At 32.4% G+C, this 20,191-nt stretch carries 19 protein-coding genes; all 19 read left to right on the top strand.

Annotated elements, in window-relative coordinates; translation table 11 throughout:
- The first annotated feature begins 106 nt into the window (after positions 1–106).
- The 19 genes from JOS54_RS04110 to JOS54_RS04020 all read left to right on the top strand — a co-directional run bounded on the left by JOS54_RS04110 (position 107) and on the right by JOS54_RS04020 (position 20,092).
- Complete coding sequence (locus tag JOS54_RS04110; RefSeq protein WP_203244370.1) at positions 107–2,611, top strand: SpaA isopeptide-forming pilin-related protein; 2,505 nt, start codon at positions 107–109, stop codon at positions 2,609–2,611.
- Positions 2,612–2,681: 70 nt separating this feature from the next.
- Positions 2,682–2,840, top strand: a complete 159-nt coding sequence (locus JOS54_RS04105) for a hypothetical protein (protein ID WP_203244369.1) — start codon at positions 2,682–2,684, stop codon at positions 2,838–2,840.
- Positions 2,841–2,877: 37 nt separating this feature from the next.
- On the top strand, positions 2,878–4,908 hold the full coding sequence (locus tag JOS54_RS04100) for a VirD4-like conjugal transfer protein, CD1115 family (RefSeq protein ID WP_203244368.1): 2,031 nt from the start codon (positions 2,878–2,880) through the stop codon (positions 4,906–4,908).
- 146 nt (positions 4,909–5,054) lie between these two features.
- Positions 5,055–5,342 carry a hypothetical protein gene (locus JOS54_RS04095; protein ID WP_203244367.1) on the top strand — a complete coding sequence of 96 codons (288 nt, stop codon included), beginning with the start codon at positions 5,055–5,057 and terminating at the stop codon, positions 5,340–5,342.
- A gap of 11 nt (positions 5,343–5,353) precedes the next feature.
- The gene (locus JOS54_RS04090) at positions 5,354–6,196 is read left to right on the top strand and encodes a type IV secretion system protein (RefSeq protein WP_203244366.1); all 843 of its coding nucleotides are present in this window, start codon (positions 5,354–5,356) and stop codon (positions 6,194–6,196) included.
- Positions 6,197–6,211: 15 nt separating this feature from the next.
- Positions 6,212–6,571, top strand: a complete 360-nt coding sequence (locus JOS54_RS04085) for a hypothetical protein (protein WP_203244365.1) — start codon at positions 6,212–6,214, stop codon at positions 6,569–6,571.
- Between the two features lie 50 nt (positions 6,572–6,621).
- Positions 6,622–7,437 carry a hypothetical protein gene (locus JOS54_RS04080; protein WP_203244364.1) on the top strand — a complete coding sequence of 272 codons (816 nt, stop codon included), beginning with the start codon at positions 6,622–6,624 and terminating at the stop codon, positions 7,435–7,437.
- Positions 7,438–7,450: 13 nt separating this feature from the next.
- Positions 7,451–7,843, top strand: a complete 393-nt coding sequence (locus tag JOS54_RS04075) for a PrgI family protein (protein WP_203244363.1) — start codon at positions 7,451–7,453, stop codon at positions 7,841–7,843.
- The gene (locus JOS54_RS04070; RefSeq protein WP_203244362.1) at positions 7,770–10,172 is read left to right on the top strand and encodes a VirB4-like conjugal transfer ATPase, CD1110 family; all 2,403 of its coding nucleotides are present in this window, start codon (positions 7,770–7,772) and stop codon (positions 10,170–10,172) included. Before JOS54_RS04075 ends, JOS54_RS04070 begins: the two co-directional genes overlap by 74 nt.
- Entirely contained in the window at positions 10,169–10,426 is a 258-nt protein-coding gene (locus JOS54_RS04065) for a hypothetical protein (protein ID WP_203244361.1), read from the top strand. Before JOS54_RS04070 ends, JOS54_RS04065 begins: the two co-directional genes overlap by 4 nt.
- Before the next feature lie 51 nt (positions 10,427–10,477).
- The gene (locus JOS54_RS04060; RefSeq protein ID WP_203244360.1) at positions 10,478–11,146 is read left to right on the top strand and encodes a hypothetical protein; all 669 of its coding nucleotides are present in this window, start codon (positions 10,478–10,480) and stop codon (positions 11,144–11,146) included.
- A 45-nt stretch (positions 11,147–11,191) separates the two neighbouring features.
- Positions 11,192–12,139, top strand: coding sequence for a hypothetical protein (locus JOS54_RS04055; RefSeq protein WP_203244359.1), 948 nt, complete (start codon positions 11,192–11,194; stop codon positions 12,137–12,139).
- Positions 12,140–12,176: 37 nt separating this feature from the next.
- Positions 12,177–12,779, top strand: a complete 603-nt coding sequence (locus tag JOS54_RS04050) for a hypothetical protein (protein ID WP_203244358.1) — start codon at positions 12,177–12,179, stop codon at positions 12,777–12,779.
- Position 12,780: 1 nt separating this feature from the next.
- Complete coding sequence (locus tag JOS54_RS04045) at positions 12,781–14,700, top strand: CHAP domain-containing protein (RefSeq protein ID WP_203244357.1); 1,920 nt, start codon at positions 12,781–12,783, stop codon at positions 14,698–14,700.
- Positions 14,687–15,292 (top strand): hypothetical protein, encoded by a 606-nt coding sequence (locus JOS54_RS04040; protein ID WP_203244356.1) that lies wholly within the window; start codon positions 14,687–14,689, stop codon positions 15,290–15,292. The genes JOS54_RS04045 and JOS54_RS04040 overlap by 14 nt, the downstream gene beginning before the upstream one ends.
- A gap of 52 nt (positions 15,293–15,344) precedes the next feature.
- Entirely contained in the window at positions 15,345–16,250 is a 906-nt protein-coding gene (locus tag JOS54_RS04035) for a hypothetical protein (protein ID WP_203244355.1), read from the top strand.
- A 117-nt stretch (positions 16,251–16,367) separates the two neighbouring features.
- Entirely contained in the window at positions 16,368–17,267 is a 900-nt protein-coding gene (locus tag JOS54_RS04030; RefSeq protein ID WP_203244354.1) for a ParA family protein, read from the top strand.
- A 48-nt stretch (positions 17,268–17,315) separates the two neighbouring features.
- Positions 17,316–17,573: a hypothetical protein gene (locus JOS54_RS04025; protein ID WP_203244353.1), complete on the top strand. Its 258-nt coding sequence runs from the start codon at positions 17,316–17,318 to the stop codon at positions 17,571–17,573.
- A 374-nt stretch (positions 17,574–17,947) separates the two neighbouring features.
- Complete coding sequence (locus tag JOS54_RS04020; RefSeq protein ID WP_203244352.1) at positions 17,948–20,092, top strand: DNA topoisomerase; 2,145 nt, start codon at positions 17,948–17,950, stop codon at positions 20,090–20,092.
- Positions 20,093–20,191 lie beyond the last annotated feature (99 nt).

Genomic DNA, 20,191 nt, shown 5'->3' with positions numbered 1-20,191 from the left:
ATCTTATGGAAAGTACCACCATAGGAAAAAGAGAAAAAGAGATAAACAATAAAGAATATATAAGACGGAAAGCTTCCGTCTTTTTTGATGAAAAAGGAGAAAAAAGATGAAAAATAAATTTAAAAAACTATTCAGTTTAATTTTTGCGACCATGATGATGATTACAACCATGTGGACAGTCAAGACCACCGTACAAGCCGCTACGGTATCAGATGGCGGCTATTCAGGATATTGGTTTCATTCTAAAAATGGAGGCTTGGCTAATGGAATGAAGCTGGTACCTCAACGACTTCATTTCTATAATGGGATACCAGCTTATTGTGTAGAACCAAAGAAAATGATTAAGCTGGGTGCTGATGTGTATAACACTTCCAGTTTAAAAGATTATGAAGCCTTATCCGCATCAACTAAACAGAAAATTTCAGAAATCTCTTACTTTGGCTATGGTTATTCAGGAAGAAAAGATCCAATTCATTATATTGCAACACAAGCTTTGATTTGGGAAACAATATCTTCAGAGTATCAGAAGTTAGAGGTTCATTATTTACCAAATAATCCGCAATATGGTCATTTATCGAACGCAAATAAAGTAACGGATAAAGTTAAAACGATTAAAGCAGCCATTTTAAAGGATGTAAATCGTTATGAAGCTACTTTAAAAGCCCCTAATTTCCAAATCTATGATGAAAATGGAAAAAAGGTTGGTAAGTCTGGAGCGAATGCATCTTATAATCAAGGTATTGTTGGTAAGACTTATAAGGTAGTGGATCAGAATGGTATTTTATCCACTAAAAAAGTAGTTACTAATACTTTTTCTAATGCGAAAGTCAAAGGAAATCAAGTCATGATTTCTTTAACGGAGAAAGATTTAAATGTAAATCGAGAAATGAAATTTCTTCCAAATAAATCATTAGTTAAAATAGGTAAAAGACCTATCATCCTATATGGTTCTGCTCAAAACGTCATTGTGAGAGGAGACTTACCTGACCCTGAAGGTGGAAGTATCACGATGAAAGCCATTGGACGTACAGCTAAAATCCAAAAACTCACAGAAGGAAAGCTTGCTTTAGCTGGAGCTAAATTAGCTTTGTATGAAGATGTAAACAAGAATGGAAAGTATGATGTCGGAGAACCAAAGGTCAAAGAGTTTACGACCACAGAAAAAGCCACTGCAATTGAAGGCTTAGTACCGGGTAAAAAGTATGTTTTACATGAATTAAAAGCTGCTAAGGGATATGTATCCGCTGATGATATATCTTTTACGGTTAAGGACAAAGATGTGACAGTAAACATGGTAGATAAAGCCATGGATGTCGTCGTTAAAAAGGTAACGGATAAGGGCGATAAAGTCGCTGATGTAACCTTAACTATCTTAAATGAAGATGGCTCTGTCGCAACGGATAAAGATGGAAATAAAGCTATCTATAAGACCAAAGCTGATACAGATTGGAATGTTTCTAAATACCTGGAAGAAGGAAAGAAATATATTCTAAGAGAAACAGAAGTGGTTGCCGGTGTTCATATGGCAAAAGATGTGATGTTTACAGCTCCTAAAAAGGGAGATAAGACTTTGAGTGTTACGGTAACTATGGTCGATAAAGAAATAGATGTCATCGTTAAAAAGGTAACAGAAAAGGGAGATCGTGTCGCTGATGTAACCTTAACTATCTTGAATGAAGATGGTTCAGTCGCAATGGATAAAGATGGAAATAAAGCTATCTATAAGACCAAAGCTGATACAGATTGGCAAGCCGGTAAGTATCTACAAGAAGGTAAAAAGTACATCCTAAGAGAAACAGAAGTGGTAGCCGGTGTTTATAAGGCTAAAGATGTGATGTTTACAGCTCCTAAAGCCGGTGATAAGACGATGAATGTTACAGTCACCATGGTGGATAAAACCATGAAGGTATTGGTCGATAAGGTGGACAACCATGGAAAACCAGTCTCTGGAGCTGTTCTTCAAGTTTTAGATGAGCACAAAAAAGTCGTGACGGAATTTAAGACAGAAGGAAAGGCAATGGATATTTCTAAATACCTAGAAGATGGAAAGAAATATACACTTCATGAAAAAGAAGCTCCATTTGGTTATGAAACCATGAAAGATGTAGAGTTCGAAGCGAAAGGAACACAAGAACAGCCACAAGTGATTAAGGCTGTTGATGGACGAAAGAAGTATTATGTGGCGGTGGAGAAAGTAGATGCTCAAAATCCAAACAAAAAGCTAAAAGGAGCTGAAATTACTTTATTCACGAAAGATGGCAAGATTGCTAAAGATGTGAATGGTAAAGATTGTGTCGCCTTAACAGATGAAAAAGGAATGGTTGTTTTTGAGGTTGAGTATAACGAGGATATGGGTGGCTATTACGCTAAAGAAACCAAAGCACCTCTAGGCTACCGTATCAATTCCAAACATCATAAAGTTGTCTTATCCGAAGATTACAATTTTGCAAAAGAAAATCCAGTCAAGATTGTAGTGAATGATGAAGCCTTGCCTATCATTAAAAAGACAGTACATACTGGGGATTCAACCAGTTTAACAGTATGGTTAGTTGGCTTATTGATTGGCTTAGCAGGTATTTCTATCGTTATTTATAAGAAAAAAAGCCAATAAAAATTAGGACAAGAGAAAAGAGGACATCTGTCCTCTTTTTCCTTTTCGTGAAAATGACAATATTTTAAAAGTGGAAAGGGCAAAAAGGAGTTATCTTTATGCAACAAGTAAAGGATATTCAAAAGATGAAAAATCATTAAATCTAAATTATTTAAAAGAAACGGCTAAAAAAGAATATAGCCGAAAGGAAAATTATATTCCTAAAAAAGAAAAAGAAATTGAAAGATAGGGTGGTCAAATGACCACTTTTGTAGAAAGGAGAAGGAATGAAAGATTATTTTAAAAACAATCCAGTTAATCCGATATTAATTCTTATATTTGGCTTGTTGTTTATTTTAGGGAATAGGTATGGTTTATTGATTTTAGAAGAATTGAATAGGGGAACATTTTTGCTATTTTCAATTATAAATGCAACCTTGCAGTTGTTACCATCAATTTTGACAAGGATTGAGGTATCATTTCATCCTCTTGCAATTATTTTAGGTACTTCATTTGTGGCTTTAGCATGGTTAGGTTTAGCCATTATCGAAATGAATCGAAAGAATTATCGTCCTAAAGAAGAACATGGGTCAGCACGCTATGGACGTATTGAAAAAGAGGGAAGCCCGTTAAAAAACGAAGAAGATGAAAAATATAATGTGATTTATTCTCAAAATATACAAGTATCCATGGATACGAGAAAAACATTTTTGAATAATAACACCTTAACGATTGGTGGTTCGGGGTCCGGTAAAACACGTTTCCATGTCAAGCCAAACATTTTAAATTTAGCTTGTAATTATATTATTACCGACCCGAAAGACACCTTATGTAAGGAAGTAGGAAATGTATTCTACAAAGCAGGATATGATATGAAATACTTGAATTTAATCGAATTTTCAAAATCAATGCACTACAATCCCTTCAATTATATTTATAGTGCAGAGGATATTTTGAAATTTGTTAATAACCTAATTTCAAGTACAAATAAAGAAGTACAAACCAGTGGGGGAGATGGCTTTTTTGAAAAAGCCGAAATTGCCTTGTTGACAGCTTGTATCTTTTTGATATTCGCTACAACAAGTGAAGATGACCCTTTGAGAAACATGAACGAATTAATGGATTTAATTGATATGGCGAGTGCAAGTGAAGAAGATGAAAATCAACAATCCCAGTTGGATTTAATATTTAATCATGTAGAAGAATACGTTAAAAACCAATTAAAACTAAGAAAATTATCAAAAATATCCTATGAATTTTTAGCGTTAAGACAGTATAACATCTACAAAAAAGCAGCTGGAAAAACGGCTAAAAGCATTTTGATTTCCATTGGTGTACGTATGGCAGTATTTAATCTGCCACAACTTGCCGAATTATTAAAGTACGATGAATTGAATTTAGAAAGTATTGGAAATCCACATATTCAACCAAAATATGATGATAATCATCAACAATGTCAAGATAGCGATGGTCATTTAGTCTATTTAGATGTGAATGGTGAGGATTGTATTTGTGAAGATGGTAAATACATTAACTGTAGCAATCATGAGGAAACGGCTCCTGCACTTCAAAAGACAGTGCTGTTTGTTTCTATTAGTGATAGTGATAGTAGTTTCAATTTTTTAGCAACCATGATATATCAACAATTATTTGACTTGTTATATAGACAAGCGGATGCACGAGTTGGGGGTACGCTACCTATTCATACACGATTTTGTTTAGACGAATTCGCAAATATTTCTAAAATTAATGATTTTGAAAAGAAAATTGCAACTATGCGTTCAAGAGAAATCAGTGTTGACTGTATCTTACAAAATCTAGCTCAACTAAAAAACTTGTATAAAGAAACATGGGAAACCATTGAAGGAAATTGTGATGTTACTTTATTTTTGGGGGGAAAAGAATATTCAACACTGGAAAGATTATCGAAAATTATCGGTAATACAACCGTTGACCATCTAAGCATAAATGAAAGCTATTCATCTAGTGGGGGTAGCTATTCTAAGTCTAATCAGATTGTTAGTCGAGCATTGTTATCACCGGATGAAATAGGAAGATTGCCAACGGATGAATGTTTAATTCATATTCGTGGGCAACACATCTTCAGAGATAAGAAATTCGATTTATTCCAACATGAGAATATTGTTGATACAGCAGATTTTGATAAGAAGAATGAATTTGATACATCGAAATTCAAAGAATTTGCGGAAAAGAAAGGAATTATGGAGCTAATAGAAGAAATAGACCAATTATTTGATGGTCAGGGTTATGTTAATACAAAAATGAATGCAATTTCTAATTTAGAAGTACAACTTTAGATTAGAAATCCAGTGTAAAAACGATAGTGTTTTTCAAAAACACTTATGACAAAATGATAGTGTGGAATTCAAAGCAAAGCAGTCAGGGTTATGGCTGCTTTTTGTGTTTCATACTCAAAAAAATAGAAAGAAGAAAGAGGTAAAAAATGAATAAAGGTATTGTTGGTTTAGCTAAGGTAATGGCTAGACAAGTTGGCAGTGGTGAAATTAAAGTTCAATTGCATCAGGGAAGCAATATTTTGATGGTTGGTATTTTAGTTTTAGGTGGTATTTTGGCAATTCATGGTTTAATGGTAACGGCTGCAGGAATGAAAGATAAAACAGGTCCACAAACGAGCCAAGGAATAGGAATGATTGTCGGAGGGATTATTACAGCAGGTAGTGGATATGGAATTAAATACTTATTAGATATGTTGATTGATTTAATTAGATAGAAAGGTTCTATATGGATTTTTTAGACAATTTTGGAACAACCATTGTTGGCGTGTTGTTGGATATTACTAAAGCCTTTGAGGGCTTAATGGATGAATTAAAAGTTACCCCTAAAGAATTTTTAGGTGGTGGTATGTGGAAAACAACACAAAGTATCTCAGAACTGTTAAAACCAATCGCATGGACGTTGTTAATCTTGTTTTTTCTATTAGAATTGATGGAACAGTTAAAGAAAAAAGATATGCAACAAGATGAGGCTATGTATGAAATCACGTGGATTTTAGTGAAATTAGCCATCGCTAAATTAATAGCCGACAATGTGGCAGATATTATTAATTTAATTTTTGCAACTAGTAAAAATATGGTGACAACTTTAGAAAAGGGGAAAGCGTTGGTCACGGTTGGTCAAGACACCAGTAAAATGCAAACATTCATGGATAAAATCGAACAAACCTATAATGGGTGGAATAAAGGCTTAGGTGATAAATTAATCAATTATTTGTTAGTGACCATCATGAAATTAGGATCAGATATTTTGAAGGTATTAGCAAAGATTGTTATTCAAATACGTAATATTGAAATTTACGTCCATATAGCCTTAGGTTCAATCATTTCTTCAACCATTATTTCAAAAGAATACAATGATATTTTTAAACGTTGGATTAAGAAATTAGTGGCTTTAGCCTTGCAAGTCATACTCATTTCAGTATGTATTCTTGTTTATTATCAATATATCAATGTTATAGATTATCCAAGTGATATTAATGGAATGTGGATTATCATAGGCGGTCAGATTTTGTTAGTCATGTCAATGTTTCAAACTGGTGGATGGGCAAAAAGCCTGTTAGGTGTATAGAAAGGGGTGTTATATGTGAAAATTGAGGTTGTTGAAAATAAAGAGGTAAAGGAATTGATGAATACCTACAAATTAGATGTTGTAGACCAAACTTTATGGATTCATAAACCACAACATTACCTCTTAATTTGTTGTAAAAACAAATTGAATGGAAAACTAATTACCTATGACAAAATTAAGTTTTTAGAAGAATTAAATGATGTTTATTTAGCAAATAATGCCAAAGAACGGTATCATTTTTTGTTATTCAATAAATTTAACGAATACAAAGCCCTAGAACATTTCCAATTAACATTAGGAAATTTAGAGAAAAGAATATGGGATACAATGATACAAAATATTGCGTTGTATAGTCACATGGATCAAGCGAGTTAATGAAAGATAAGAAGGACAGATGTCCTTCTTTTTGTGGAAAGGAAGAAAGTATGGAAGAACAAAAGAAAAAATATGAATTAACATCCGAAACTAAGATGGCTGGGGGAAGGAAAGTATACAGAATCAAAGCTTTGACTTCTTTTGGAGATGTAAAGACTGGGGATTTAGGTGGTTTTGTAGAAAAGGAAGAAAATTTAAGCCAAACAGGGAAGGCTTGGGTCTTTGGTGAAGCGGTGGTTACAGGGAATGCCGTGGTTGAAGATGATGCCGTGGTCAGAAATTATGCCGAAGTTACAGGAAACGCAATGATTAAAGGGCATGCTGTGGTTACAGGTAAGGCTTGGGTCAAAGATAATGCTTGGGTTGGAGATGACGCTGTGGTTACAGGCAGTGCGTGGGTCGGTGGGAATGCGGTGGTCTATGGAAACGCTAGGGTTAGTGGATATACAAAGGTCTATGGAAACGCAAGGGTTAGTGAAAACGCTTTGGTCTATGGAAACGCAGTGGTTAGTGGCGATGCTTGGGTCAAAGATGATGCCGTGGTCAAAGATAATGCTTTGGTTGAAGGGAATGCGAAAGTCAGAGATAACGCTTGGGTCAAAGGGAATGCTGTAGTCAGAAATTATGCGGTGGTTAAAGATAATGCTTTGGTTAAAGATTACGCCGTGGTACAAGAGTTCGGTCTGGTTGAAGGAGATGCCGTGGTTGCTGATAATACTGTGTTTACAGAGAATCCTTTGATAAAGGAGAGAAAGGAATATGAGGCTTCATCATTAAAGCTAAATGATTTAAAATCAACGGCTAAAGAAGAATATTGCCAAAAGGAAAATTATATTCCTAAAAAAGAAAAACAAATAGAAAGATAAGAAGGAGAAAAATATGTTATTTCAACCAATTCCAGCGGAAATACAAACCTATCGAAAAAAATTCATTTTAGGTTTGACCGACAAACAAGTATTGTTTTTTCTGGTTGGCTGCCTATTAGCCATTCCAATATATTATTTTGGAAAATTCTTTTTACCAGAATCAATACTGTTTTTGTTAATTGTAGCGGTGGTTATTGTACCGCTATGGTTAGGTTTTTGCACTTATGAAGGATTACCCTCAGATGAATATTTTAAAATCTTGTTAAATTATTACCGCAAAACTAGAACACCATTAATGTATGAAGATGGAGAAGGATTAGAAAGGAAAGGATATGTTATTTCAAAGAAACAAAGAGCGAAACTTAGAAGAGAAATACGATGGTATAAAAAAGTTGGAGAACACTAAAAAAGCCTTAAAGAAAGTACGTTCCATCCAAAATTCAATTTACTATGATTTAATGTTGAAAAATGGATTATGTATTTTAGATGACAACGGTACATTTTCCGCCACCATTAAATTTGAAGATATTAACTATCAGATAGCTACGCAAGAAGACCAAATAAAAATCTTTAATAATTGGATGGAAACTCTAAATATGATGGGCAATGAATATAATCTACAGTTGATATTACAAAATCATGTAGTCGATGACGAGGAGTTCCAAAATTGTCTTTTCCTGGAAAAGAAAGAAGATAAATATCAATTATTAAGAAATGAATGGAATGATATATTGAAGCAGAAGTTGGCGATTGGTAATAATCGTATTGTTACCGACAAATATCTAACATTCACCTTTATGGAAGATAGTATTGAAAAGGCGAATCGGTTTGCGATAAATCAAAGTGATGAATATTGTCGATTGATGAGTAAATATGGTGTTAAGGCAACTCCAATGGATGGGTCTAATAGATTGAAAATCATTCATAGAGCCTTGTTTCCAAATGTTAAATATACGTTTAATTACAATAAAATATCACGTTATTTGACATCCAAAGATGCTATTAGTCCTGAACAATTAGCGTTTAAAGAAGACCATTTTATCGTTAATGGACGGTATTGTAGAATTTTGTACATTAGTGATTATTCAACAGAATTATCCGACGAGTTACTTAATCAATTAAGTAAAATAAAACAGAATTTAACAATAGCTTTGAATATGCGAGCAATTCCTAGAGGTAACGATATAGCCATGGTGAAAAACAAACTCATGAATATCGAAAGTGAGATTGCGAATTATCAACAAAAAGGAAATTTAAGTGGCTATGATGGTGAGTTAAACGTTCCTTTAAATTTGAAAGAAGCAGAAAAAGAAGCTCAAGACTTGTTGCAAGATTTACAGAAAAATAATCAGCGTTTGTTTGAATCACAATTTCTAATTTTCTTAAATTGCGAAAGCAGAGAAGAATTAGAAACCTTAACAACTAAAATTAAAGGTATAGCTAATAAAAGAGTGGTTGGTATTCGTATTTTACGTTGTCAACAAGAAGAAGGAATGAATGCTTGTTTTCCCATAGGCTATCGTGTACCAAAAAGAAATAGAACATTAACCAGTGCCGGATGTTCGATTTTTGTTCCTTTTTCAGTGCAGGAAATGCAAGAAAAAATGAATAGCCTTTATTATGGAGTTAATTCCATTAGTAAAAATCTAATTACCATTGATAGAAAGAAGATGAAGAACTCAAACGCTTGGTATTTTGGACAATCTGGGTCTGGAAAATCAATGGCTTGTAAACGAGAAATGTTTCAAGTCATGTGTAAAAACGATAATGATGAATTAATTGTTATAGACCCTGAGAATGAATATCAATATTTAGCCAGAGAATTGGGTGGATCAATTATTAATATTGATAGTAAAGCTGGTATTCATATTAATCCTTTAGAATATGACCAAAAAAGAACCCTAGAGGGTTTTGTTAAAAATAAAGCCGATTTTTGTCAAACATTCATTGCTCAAATATTTGCTCAAGAAATGTCTGCTGAAGAAAAATCGGTCATTGATAGAGCGGTAAGAGAAATGTACACTAAATATTTTCTATCTTTGAAAACCGATAAACCACTGGAAACACCAACCTTAAAAGATTTATTGCTAGCATTAGAAAATATGGATATTATCTATGCTCAACGATTAGCTACAGGATTAGAAATGTATGTTAATGGTACATACGATTTATTTTCTGGATTTACAAATATTAATTTAAGCAATCGTTTTACGGTATTCAATATTTCTGAAACTGAATCCACCATTCAGCCTTTAGCTATGCTAGTTATTCTTGAAAATCTTTGGGATAGAATCAATTATAACCATTCAAAGGGTATACGGACGTGGATATGGATTGATGAAATTTATTTGTTGTTCAAAAATGAATACACAGCTAATTTCCTATTTGAATTGTTCAAGCGAGCTAGAAAGTATGGAGCACTGATTACAGGAATTACGCAAAATATAACGGACTTATCGAAGTCAGAAACCGCCAGTACCATGTTGTCAAACTCTGAATTTATTGTAATGTTAGCCCAATCTGAAGAAGATAAAATAATTTTAGGTAATTTATTGAATGTTCCTGATGAACAACTAAGTTTTTTGTCTAACAAAGAAATAGGAAAAGGACTGATTTATGTAGGAAATAAAACGGTTATCCCTTTTGTTGACAACATTCCAAAAGGAACACGGATTTACAATTGTATGACATCTACGCCAGAAGAAAGGGTGGCACTAGATAGGAATTTTCTATGAAAAAAAATGAAGAACAAAGTCGTGTTAGAGTTTCCAAAAAAAATATTTATATTTGTATAGGTATTTTAGTTTTGATGATGATAAACCAAATAATTAAAATGTACCAAGTTTTTGATAAAAGCAGTGTTTTCTATTATATACAAAACATCATTGGTAGAAACACATTTAATTTCATTTTGGTTATGATTGCTTTATTAACACATGACTATTTCAGAAAAAAGAAATTGCTAAACCATTATGGAGAAACAGATTAGATTAAAAGAAGGACAGATGTCCTCCTTTTTTGTAGAAAGGAGAAAAGAAAAATGATATTCGATGCAAATGATAATTTTGAAGCGAAAGACAAATTATTGAATTTACTTAGAATTGGCTATTCAGGAGCAGGCACTATCTTTTCAGCAATACGAAAAGGGATACACGATTGGAGAGTATACGATGATAAAAGCCTGCAATCAGCCCTTAAAAAACATCAAGGAAGGATGATGAAAAACGCTTTTGTATGGGATCAATTAGGAGAGGAAACACATCGTCAAGCCGAAACAGAATTAACCTTAGACCAAAAAATAGAAATCAAAGATTTTCTCAAACTTTGTAAAAAAAGTGGGGTCAATTTACTTGTTTCAAAATTGCCTAGTGATTATGGGGATATTTTAGAAAAGGCAAATGAAGATATAACTCATTTAACTGACCGAGAAAAGCGTTTTGTTCAAGACTTTTGTAACCTTATCGAAGATGAAGACAATAAACCGGTCGTTATGTTAAAAAGCAAGGATGTTTTAAAATTTACCTTTGACTCTAAAGATGTAAGCAAGGTGAAACGAATTTGTGATGAAATGGAAAGATTAGCCAATAAAAGGAAAAAGAAGTTGGACAAAAAAAGATTGCATTTAGCTGAATTGAAGAAAAAGGCTAAAGAAAAATATAACTCTCAAAAACAACCAATTCCAACAAAAGAAAAAGAGATGGAAAGATAAAAAGGACAGATGTCCTCTTTTTTTGTAGAAAGGAGAAAAGAAAAAATGAAATTAAAAACAACTAAAAAAGAAATCGAAAAGAATTATGGAAAAATTATTAAAGTTGGTTATTGCCGGTTACAAAGTTTGCTAAATTACAAAAATCCTATAGCCTACACTTGTGGTCGTGAGGGTTGGCACGCTGATATATACGATATTAACGGCATAGCTATAGTGATGGGCTACAAACCATTCGGCAACATCACCCCAGATTATGACACTTGCAGAAAATATGAAGTTAAAGCCGAAAAATATTTATATTCTGGTTTGGCTTCATCGGTAGAAATGTTGTTAGATGAATTTATCCAAGAAGTGACAAAAAATGAACCTTTAAAGGAAAAGAAGAAATATGAATTAACATCCGAAACTAAGATGGTTGGGGGAAGGAAAGTATACAGAATCAAAGCTTTGACTTCTTTTGGAGATGTAAAGGCTGGGGATTTAGGTGGTTTTGTAGAAAAGGAAGAAAATTTAAGCCAAACAGGGAAGGCTTGGGTCTTTGGTGAAGCGGTGGTTACAGGGAATGCCGTGGTTGAAGATGATGCCGTGGTCAGAAATTATGCCGAAGTTACAGGAAACGCAATGATCAAAGGGCATGCTGTGGTTACAGGTAAGGCTTGGGTTAAAGATAATGCTTGGGTTGGAGATGACGCTTTGGTTGAAGGGAATGCCGTGGTTAAAGGAAACGCTTGGGTCAAAGGTAATGCGAAAGTCAGAAATTATGCGGTGGTTAAAGATAATGTTTTGATCAAAGATAATGCCGTTGTACAAGAGTTCGGTCGGGTTGAAGGAGATGCCGTGGTTGCTGATAATGCTTTGGTTGCAGGGCATCCTTTGAAAAAGGAATATGAGGCTTCATCATTAAATCTAAATGATTTAAAATCAGCGGCTAAAAAAGAATATAGCCGAAAAGATAGTCATATTTCTAATAAAGAAAAAGAGATGGAAAGATAAGGTGGTCATTTGACCACCTTTTTAGAAAGGAGAAAACATGGAACAACAAGAATTACAAAATCTAATAAAAGAAGCATTATTTGCGAAAGATGAAAAAAGAATAGAAGAATTGGCTAAATCAAAAAATTCAATGATTAGAAGAAGTTTAGCACTAAATAAGAATGTTCCTATTCGTATTTTGTTGGAATTGTATCAAGACCAAGATATGACAACTAAAGCTAATGCACGCTATATGATGCAAGTTTATTCTGTTTCAACGGAAACACAACGCTTGATTTTTTTGAACCAGCTAAAGCGAAGATTAGAGGAAGACGAGCCATTCAGACGTTTAGTTAAAGAAATGAAGTTGAAAGAATATATTGAGGATATAAACGAAAAAATCAAAAAGGATACGATTGTACCAAGCAATTTTGAAAAATTGGGAAATTTCATCGAAGAATTGGCTAAACATATATCAGATAAACAAGTATTTCAACTAATTGATGATTTTAAATTATTAGAAATGGGCATTGTTAGTGGGGCAATGTTGGAAGGAGCGTTTGAACATTACTATGATTTACTGGTGGCTCACCAAGTAGGACATGAAGTAGACAAAGCATTAACGATTTCAAAAGAAAATGATGATATAGTAAGGGGTTAATATGGAAACAAGTGGATTGCATTATTCCCAATTTTCCAAAGATTTGTTGCAAAAAAAGGCATATACAGCCGTTAAAGCAACAACAGTATTATCTAAAACAAGCGTGTATACTGGTGAAAGCTTAATAAAACAAGGATATTATCAAGTCAAATCCTATCGTCCAGATGTAATTGATTTTAGTCGTGTAAACCAAGTAAATTTTCAAAGTCAAGCTACTAAATATATGACGTATCGATTGGTACAACAACAAGTGTATTCGGCAGTAATGTATCCTTACAAAGTAAAAAAAATTGCTCAATATGGCTCAAGAGTGGCAGCTTTAAGCTATGTGATAGCTAAGAAAAAATATTATACAGCGGCTATGAAAATAACCCGACAAAGGGCGATGAAAAATAAAGAGAAAGCGAAAGACATTTCCTTAACCTACAATAAATATGCTTTACGAAAAAAGAAGTTAGACACAAAAAAGCATAAGGATAAATTATTAAAGGCTTTTCGTAGAGATAAAACTACAGTAATAAGACAAGGGAAAAAGGCTATTTACAATACAAAAAGCCAAATAAAAAAAGCAAGTTATCAACTGACAAGAGGAAATAATCTTGAAAATAAAGTTGGTGCTCAAACGCAAAAATTAGGCTACAAAGCTACTAATAAATCCATAAGAATGGGAAGAAGTAGTGCAAAAATAGGTAAAAAACTGATTAAAAAGTTATGGAAAAATCGAAAAACTGTCCTTTACTATCTAAAACATCCTTTAAAATTGGTTAGATTAATGATTGCTCTAATCATTAATTTAATTGTTTTTATCGTTACTAAAACCGTGATTATCGTTACTTTTCTAGCTGTATTTTCTGTCATATTGGCTGTTTTGTGGGTTGTTTTGATTGTAACATCCTTTTTCAATTCTAAAGTGAAAGAGCCTGCTTGTTTAGCATTCACCACCAATGGGATTCAAATACAAGCCGAGGGAGATTTTGTGGTTGCGAATAAACAGCAGTACAAAGATGTGCAATATACAGCAAATTCTATTATTTTCAAAAATAGGATTTCAGAAGTGAAAACGGATAAATTAGGGCTTCATTTTATCGAATTTTCTGATGAAGAATGGTATTTGGCAGAAGTTGCTCCAGCGTATTCTAAAAAAGCCGGTGATATGATGGAAGTTGAATTAGATAATAAAGAAAAAATAAAGATTATCAATGTAAAAAATGCTTATGGTGATACAAAAAAGAATTTATTAGAACATAAGCATATTTTTAAATTAATTGGAGAAAAAGAAAATCTTAAAATTCAAAAAGATATGGATGAACAACATAAATGGAACGCCAAGGTTATAAAAATTTATCCTGGAAAAGGTAAGGGAAAATGTTTTGAAAAGAAATGGTATAACGCAGATGGGACGGAGACGAGTGATGCTGTTAAACTCTGGAAAAAAATTTACGAAGATTTAGAAGAACATCACTTGTTTCATTTAAAAGGACAAAATAAGTATCAATGTGTTGAATTTGTCAATTGGAGACTTTTAAAAAAATATGGAAAAGGGGTTGAGGGAAAAACAGGCAATGGGAATGAAATGTATAAATACGTCAATCGTTTTTATCCTAGATTTACTGAAACAGATTATCCAGTCAAGAATGGAGTTATCTCATTAGACTTTAATGATGCCGTTGGTCATGTAGCCTATATTGATTCAGTAAAATATTTAGGAGACGATACTTATGAGGTGGTTTGTTCCCATGGCAACATTCGAGTAAATGAAAATGGTGTATATTTTCAAGCCCCCAATCCATTAGGTTCAAGCATTGTTTTCTATGAAAACATTACTGTGAAAGGAAAAAACATTATCAAAGGAAGATGGCAAGGCAAAAAGATAACCGGTTTTGCCTCACCAAAAGAGGGAGTGAAACATGAACAAAAATAAAGTAATGATTAGAGTATCTATTGTGATTATTCTATTAGGTATTATTGGTATGATGGCTTTTGTGTTTTTCAAAGGCAGCAACATTCAACAAGCAAATGTACAACAGGATATATTTACGATTGATTTAACAAAAAACTTAGAATACAAAGTAACAGGATGGAATGGAAAAGGGTATATAAAGGTGCTTTCAAACAAAATCAATCCTACAAAAAATAAAAAAATCGAGGAATTTGAAAAGACTTTAAAATACGTTACAAAAGATAACTATAAGTTAAAGATTGGGGATACAACTACTCTAAGCGTTCACTATGATAAAAAGGTAGCCGAAAAGGCTGGAATAACGGTTAGCAATGATAAAAAAGAAATTCATGTGGATGATTTAGTAGGAAAAAAAGTGGAAAACAAATGGGTAAAGACCGATTATGGTAATGGAAAATACATTTTAGAAAAAGTTCAATATGTAGATGGGGTTGAAATTCCTGAAGTATGGAGAGATAGACCGGATAAGATAGTGCAATACTTAGAATTTGTTGAATGTGAGAAAAAACATCCAGAAACATACCATTCGGCGTGCCCATTTATGGAAAATTAGCAAAAGAAGGACAGATGTCCTCTTTTTTATGTAAGAAAGGAGATGAATAGCTTTGGACGGTAAAAAGAGTTCTAATTCACTTGTTTTGGAAAATAATTTCAAAGATATATTAACGAGACAATGCGAATTAGAACGATGTATTGAATTACTTTTTTTTAATCCAGTTTTAGATTGGTATAACGCAAGTCTAATTTTGAAAAAAAGTAACACTGTTCCCATTTTGCGAAAGGAAAGAGAATGGAAAAAAATTGTTGAAAATATAGACATCATTGAAGACGAGAAAAAAGAAATCCATTTAAAAGAACAAGTAAATGCTAAGCATTTTTTCATACCCCATTTGAACGCTAAAAATGAGATAAAAATTCAAATGAAAATCGATGAAAAGATATATGAAATTAGCGATTTTGATAATGTTTCCATTAGTAAATTTAGCGAAAAGAAAAATGAATTATCTAAATTATTTCAAGTTGTTTGTTCTATACAAGAAGAAGACCAATGGCTTAGTTTTAAACAACGGTATGGTGTTAAAATCGGCTTTATTGAATGCCTGATTAAAGAATTTTTGCAAATCACTTTAAATGAAAAAACCTATTTAAAACAACATTCTTTTTTTGAAAATATATTGTTTAAATTGATGGATATGACGAATCAGTTTAATAAAGAACAGTTTAATAAAGAACAAGAAGAAAAGAAAGAGGAACAAAGCAAAGAAAAAGAGTATGGCTATCAAGTGGATGGGGAAACTTTAAAAACATTTATTTTGTTGATTGATTTATTAAGACTGTTTCCAAGTTTTATTGAAATGGTGTATGACGAAGAAAAAGAAAGGATTAGAAAAGTTGATTTTTTCCGTCAACAAAACGCTTTAGTTGCTATTGAACAATTAAAGCTACAGAAATTGAAAGAAATGACGAAAAAAGAATACTTTTTAAATCAATTGAGTAATAAACAATCTTAGTATTGAGCTTTTCCACTTCAACTACAAGGTAGTCTTCTACGAAGCTCCACCTTTTCGTTTTCGTTTATAAAAAGCCCCTGATAGAAAGTGCAAGAGGCGAGAAAGGAAAACAAAAACATGAGGAAAATTAGTATTATTAACGAAAAAGGGGGTGTCGGAAAAACATCCATAACCTTGAATTTAGCCTATGGTTTAGCTAAAGAAAAACGGAAGATTTTGTTGATTGATTTAGACCCACAACATAACTTGTCGAGCATTGTAATTAATCGCAAGCAAGAACAGGAAAAAGAAAAGTTATTCATTCAGTACATGGAAAATAAGTCCTTGCAGGAAACGATGAATTTTCAACAAGCAAAGAATGAAATTCAAAGTATGATGAATTATGCTATTGAAGTTGAAAACAAAAAGACAGTAGCTAACGTGCTTTTAAATCCAAGTGATGTCAAAAACAATATTATTAAAACAAAATATGAAAATATGGACGTATTAGCAGCTAGCCACGAACTAAGTTACATTGAAAACCGATTAAAGAATGAAAATAATCGTGATGGACGGCTAAAGAAAGCGTTGCAATTTATCGAAAATGACTATGATTATGCCATTATTGATAATAGCCCATTTGAATCAGCACTGACTTACAATTCGATTAGTGCTTGCAAAAGCGAAGAAGATTTAGTAATTATTCCAACCAAATTAGATTATGAATCCTTCCAAGGACTAAATCATACGATTGAAACGATATTAGGCTGTGTTGAAGATTATGATTTAGAATGTGATATGGCAATCATTAGCAATATGGTAACACGAACGAAAGTATCGAAAATTGCCTATCAATATTTGAAGATGTTATTTGGAGATAGAGTATTTGAAACAAAACTTAGAAATCAAGTAGCACCAATCGAAAAATCCAGTTTTGAAAATCAAGCCATCTTATCCAGTCAAAGAAACGATATTTCAAAAACAGGGATATTTGAAGACTATCAGAATTTTATTCGAGAATTTAGAACTAAGTATTAAAAAGAGGACAGTTGTCCTTCTTTTAAATAGAAAGGAAGAAAAGAAAAAATGTTAAAAATTGAGGCGAATGAAACAGAATACGGAACACGATATGATTTTGAATGCGATGCTAATGATATGGAAGATATTTATGATGATCTAATCGTATTGGTGTATCACTTGTCAGAGAGAATTGCCGCTATGAATTTTAAAGACTATGAAGCAATGATGGCTGAAGAAAAAATCCATTGTCAATTATTAGTAAAAAACGAATTGTTGTCAGTTTTGTTGTCCAGTCATATTGAACCAAAACAACAACGAAATTAACAATGGTAAAAAACACAGTGTAAACTTTGAAATTGAAAGGGTTTAATTAATCGGAAATTGTGTCATACTATATTTAGGCTCAAGTTTTAGAAAACATTGAACCTATCTAGTCAAAAAAAGCAATCCAATCAAAGGACTGCTTTTTTGTAATAAGGCTTCATAAATTATATAATCATATATTTTAAAGAATTTAAGAAAAAATGACCCTCATATTTAACGTTTAAGGTGGTATAAATAGTTTTTTTGATAAATATATCATCCAACACATAAAGTGCCTAGAAACGCTTAAAAACACTATTATACGAGGGAATAAAGTTTTGGCGGTAAAATCATGATGATTTTTACTGCTTTTTTTATGAAAAAGGAGAAAAAAGATGAAAAAATTGGTTATAGCTGAAAAACCAGAATTAGGAGTAGCCATTGCCCAAGCTTTAATTGGTCACACTAAAGAAAAACATGGAACATTTGAAAATGATGAATATGTTATCACATGGGCTTATGGACATTTATTGAATTTGGCAGAACCAGAAGACTATGATGAAAAATATAAAAATAAGTCTGACATAAGTCTTTTACCAATTGCGTTTCCAAATTGGAAAAAAACAACCTATAAAGATAAAGAAAAAGCCTATGCAACAAATAGATTACATTTGATAGGCAAGTTACTAAAAAATGTACAAGAGGTAATTCATTGTGGCGACCCAGATGAAGAAGGACAGCTATTAATTGATGAAATTTTAGAACACTATCATTTTAAAGGAACAGTGAAACGAGTGTTAATCAATGATAACTTGCCTAATAACATCCGAAAAGCATTTGAACAAATGGAAGATAACCAAAAATTTCAATCTATGGGTAGAATGGCTTATGCTAGACAAATGGCGGATAAATGTTTTGGAATCAATCATTCAAGATTAGCCTCCTATCGTCTACACAAGCCCTTATCCATAGGACGTGTTCAAACTCCTACATTAGCTTTAGTTGTCAATCGTGATATAGCCATTAAAAACCATCAAAAACAAACGTATTTTACGTTAGAGGTAGAGTTTCAAATTCAAAATCAAGCGTTGTGTTTTTCCTATAAGCAAAACAAAGAAGAAACTAAAATTTTAAATAAAGATGTTTTTTTACCTATCCTAGAAGAAATACAAAAACAAAATGTTTTTCAATTTGATTTTAAGGTAGAAGAAAAAATACTCACTCCACCATTACCTTACAATGCAACGGAATTACAAGCTGACATGAATGGACGCTATGGTTATTCTTTAAGTGAAACAATGAAAATCACGCAAGAATTAAGAGAAAAATACAAAGCGATTACTTATAATCGCAGTGATTGTCAATATTTAAAAATGGAACATTTCAAAAATGCTAAATCGTTGTTGCCACTTGTTTTTAAAAATATCAGTACTAATTTTCCGGTTGATTATACTATTCAATCGAAATGTTTCAACGATGAAAAGGTATCAGCACACCATGGTATTGTTCCACAGGCAATACCTATTCATTTAGCAACCATGAGCGAGAAACAAAAAAATGTTTATATTGCGATATGTGAACGCTATATTATGCAATTTTTACCGCCATTAAGAAAAAAGATACATAGTTGTCAATATCCTTTAAAACAAGGTGTTTTAAGTTACGAAGATTCTGTAGTTTTAGATAAAGGATTTATAGCTTATTTTGATTATTTAAAAATCAAAGAAAATAATCAAAACTTACCGCAAGGAACACATAAAGGTGTATTTAAACAGTATTTTATCAATGAAAAACAAACAAAACCATTACAGGCTTATACACCAAAAACACTCATTAAAGATATGAGCAGCATTTCAAAATATGTTACAAACGATGCTCTAAAAAAAGTATTAAAAGATAAAGATAAGGGAAAAGTAGGTGAGCATGGCTCAATAGGAACAGTAGCCACAAGGGCTATTGTTGTAGACAATCTAATTAAAAAAGGTTTCTTAGAAATGGACGGCAAAAAAATCCTTTCAACGAAATTAGGGCAAGAATTTTGCTCCTTAATTCCAGAAGAAATCAAATCAGCTGAAACAACCGCCAAATGGTGGATGTTGTTGCAAGAAGTCAAAGACAACAACAAAAATCCAAATATTGTAATGGAATCTGTAGTAAAGCAATTTCAAGAAACAAAAGATAACAGCTATAAAGGAACACTTAGTCATACGCAAACGTTTAGTCGAGAAATAGGCTGTTGTCTAAAATGTGGAAAGAATGTTTTAAAAACAAAATCAAAAAAGACATTAAAAAACGTCTATTATTGTGAGGGTTTTAGAGATAAAACTTGTGATTTTGTTTTAAATGAAGATTTCAAACGATTTAACGATACTATCCATTTAACTGAAGCTAAAGTAATAAAGCTATTAAATGGTGGTACTATTAGCGAAGAATTAACCAACAAAGATGGTAAAGCCTATCAAGCATTATTAAAATTAGAAATAGATGGTAAATACGTCCAGTTAAAAATAGCTGGATTTTCCAGAAAGAAAAAGCAATAAATAGTTAAGTTTTTCATTCCCCTTAAAAATAGCAAGACATTTGTATTAAAACAAAAAGTCTTGCTATTTTTTTATTGAGAATGACTGATAGAAGCTGAA

Origin of the sequence: Bulleidia sp. zg-1006 (assembly GCF_016812035.1) — a bacterium.
Lineage (GTDB): Bacteria > Bacillota_I > Bacilli_A > Erysipelotrichales > Erysipelotrichaceae > Bulleidia.
This window is presented reverse-complemented; position numbering and strand designations above follow the sequence as displayed.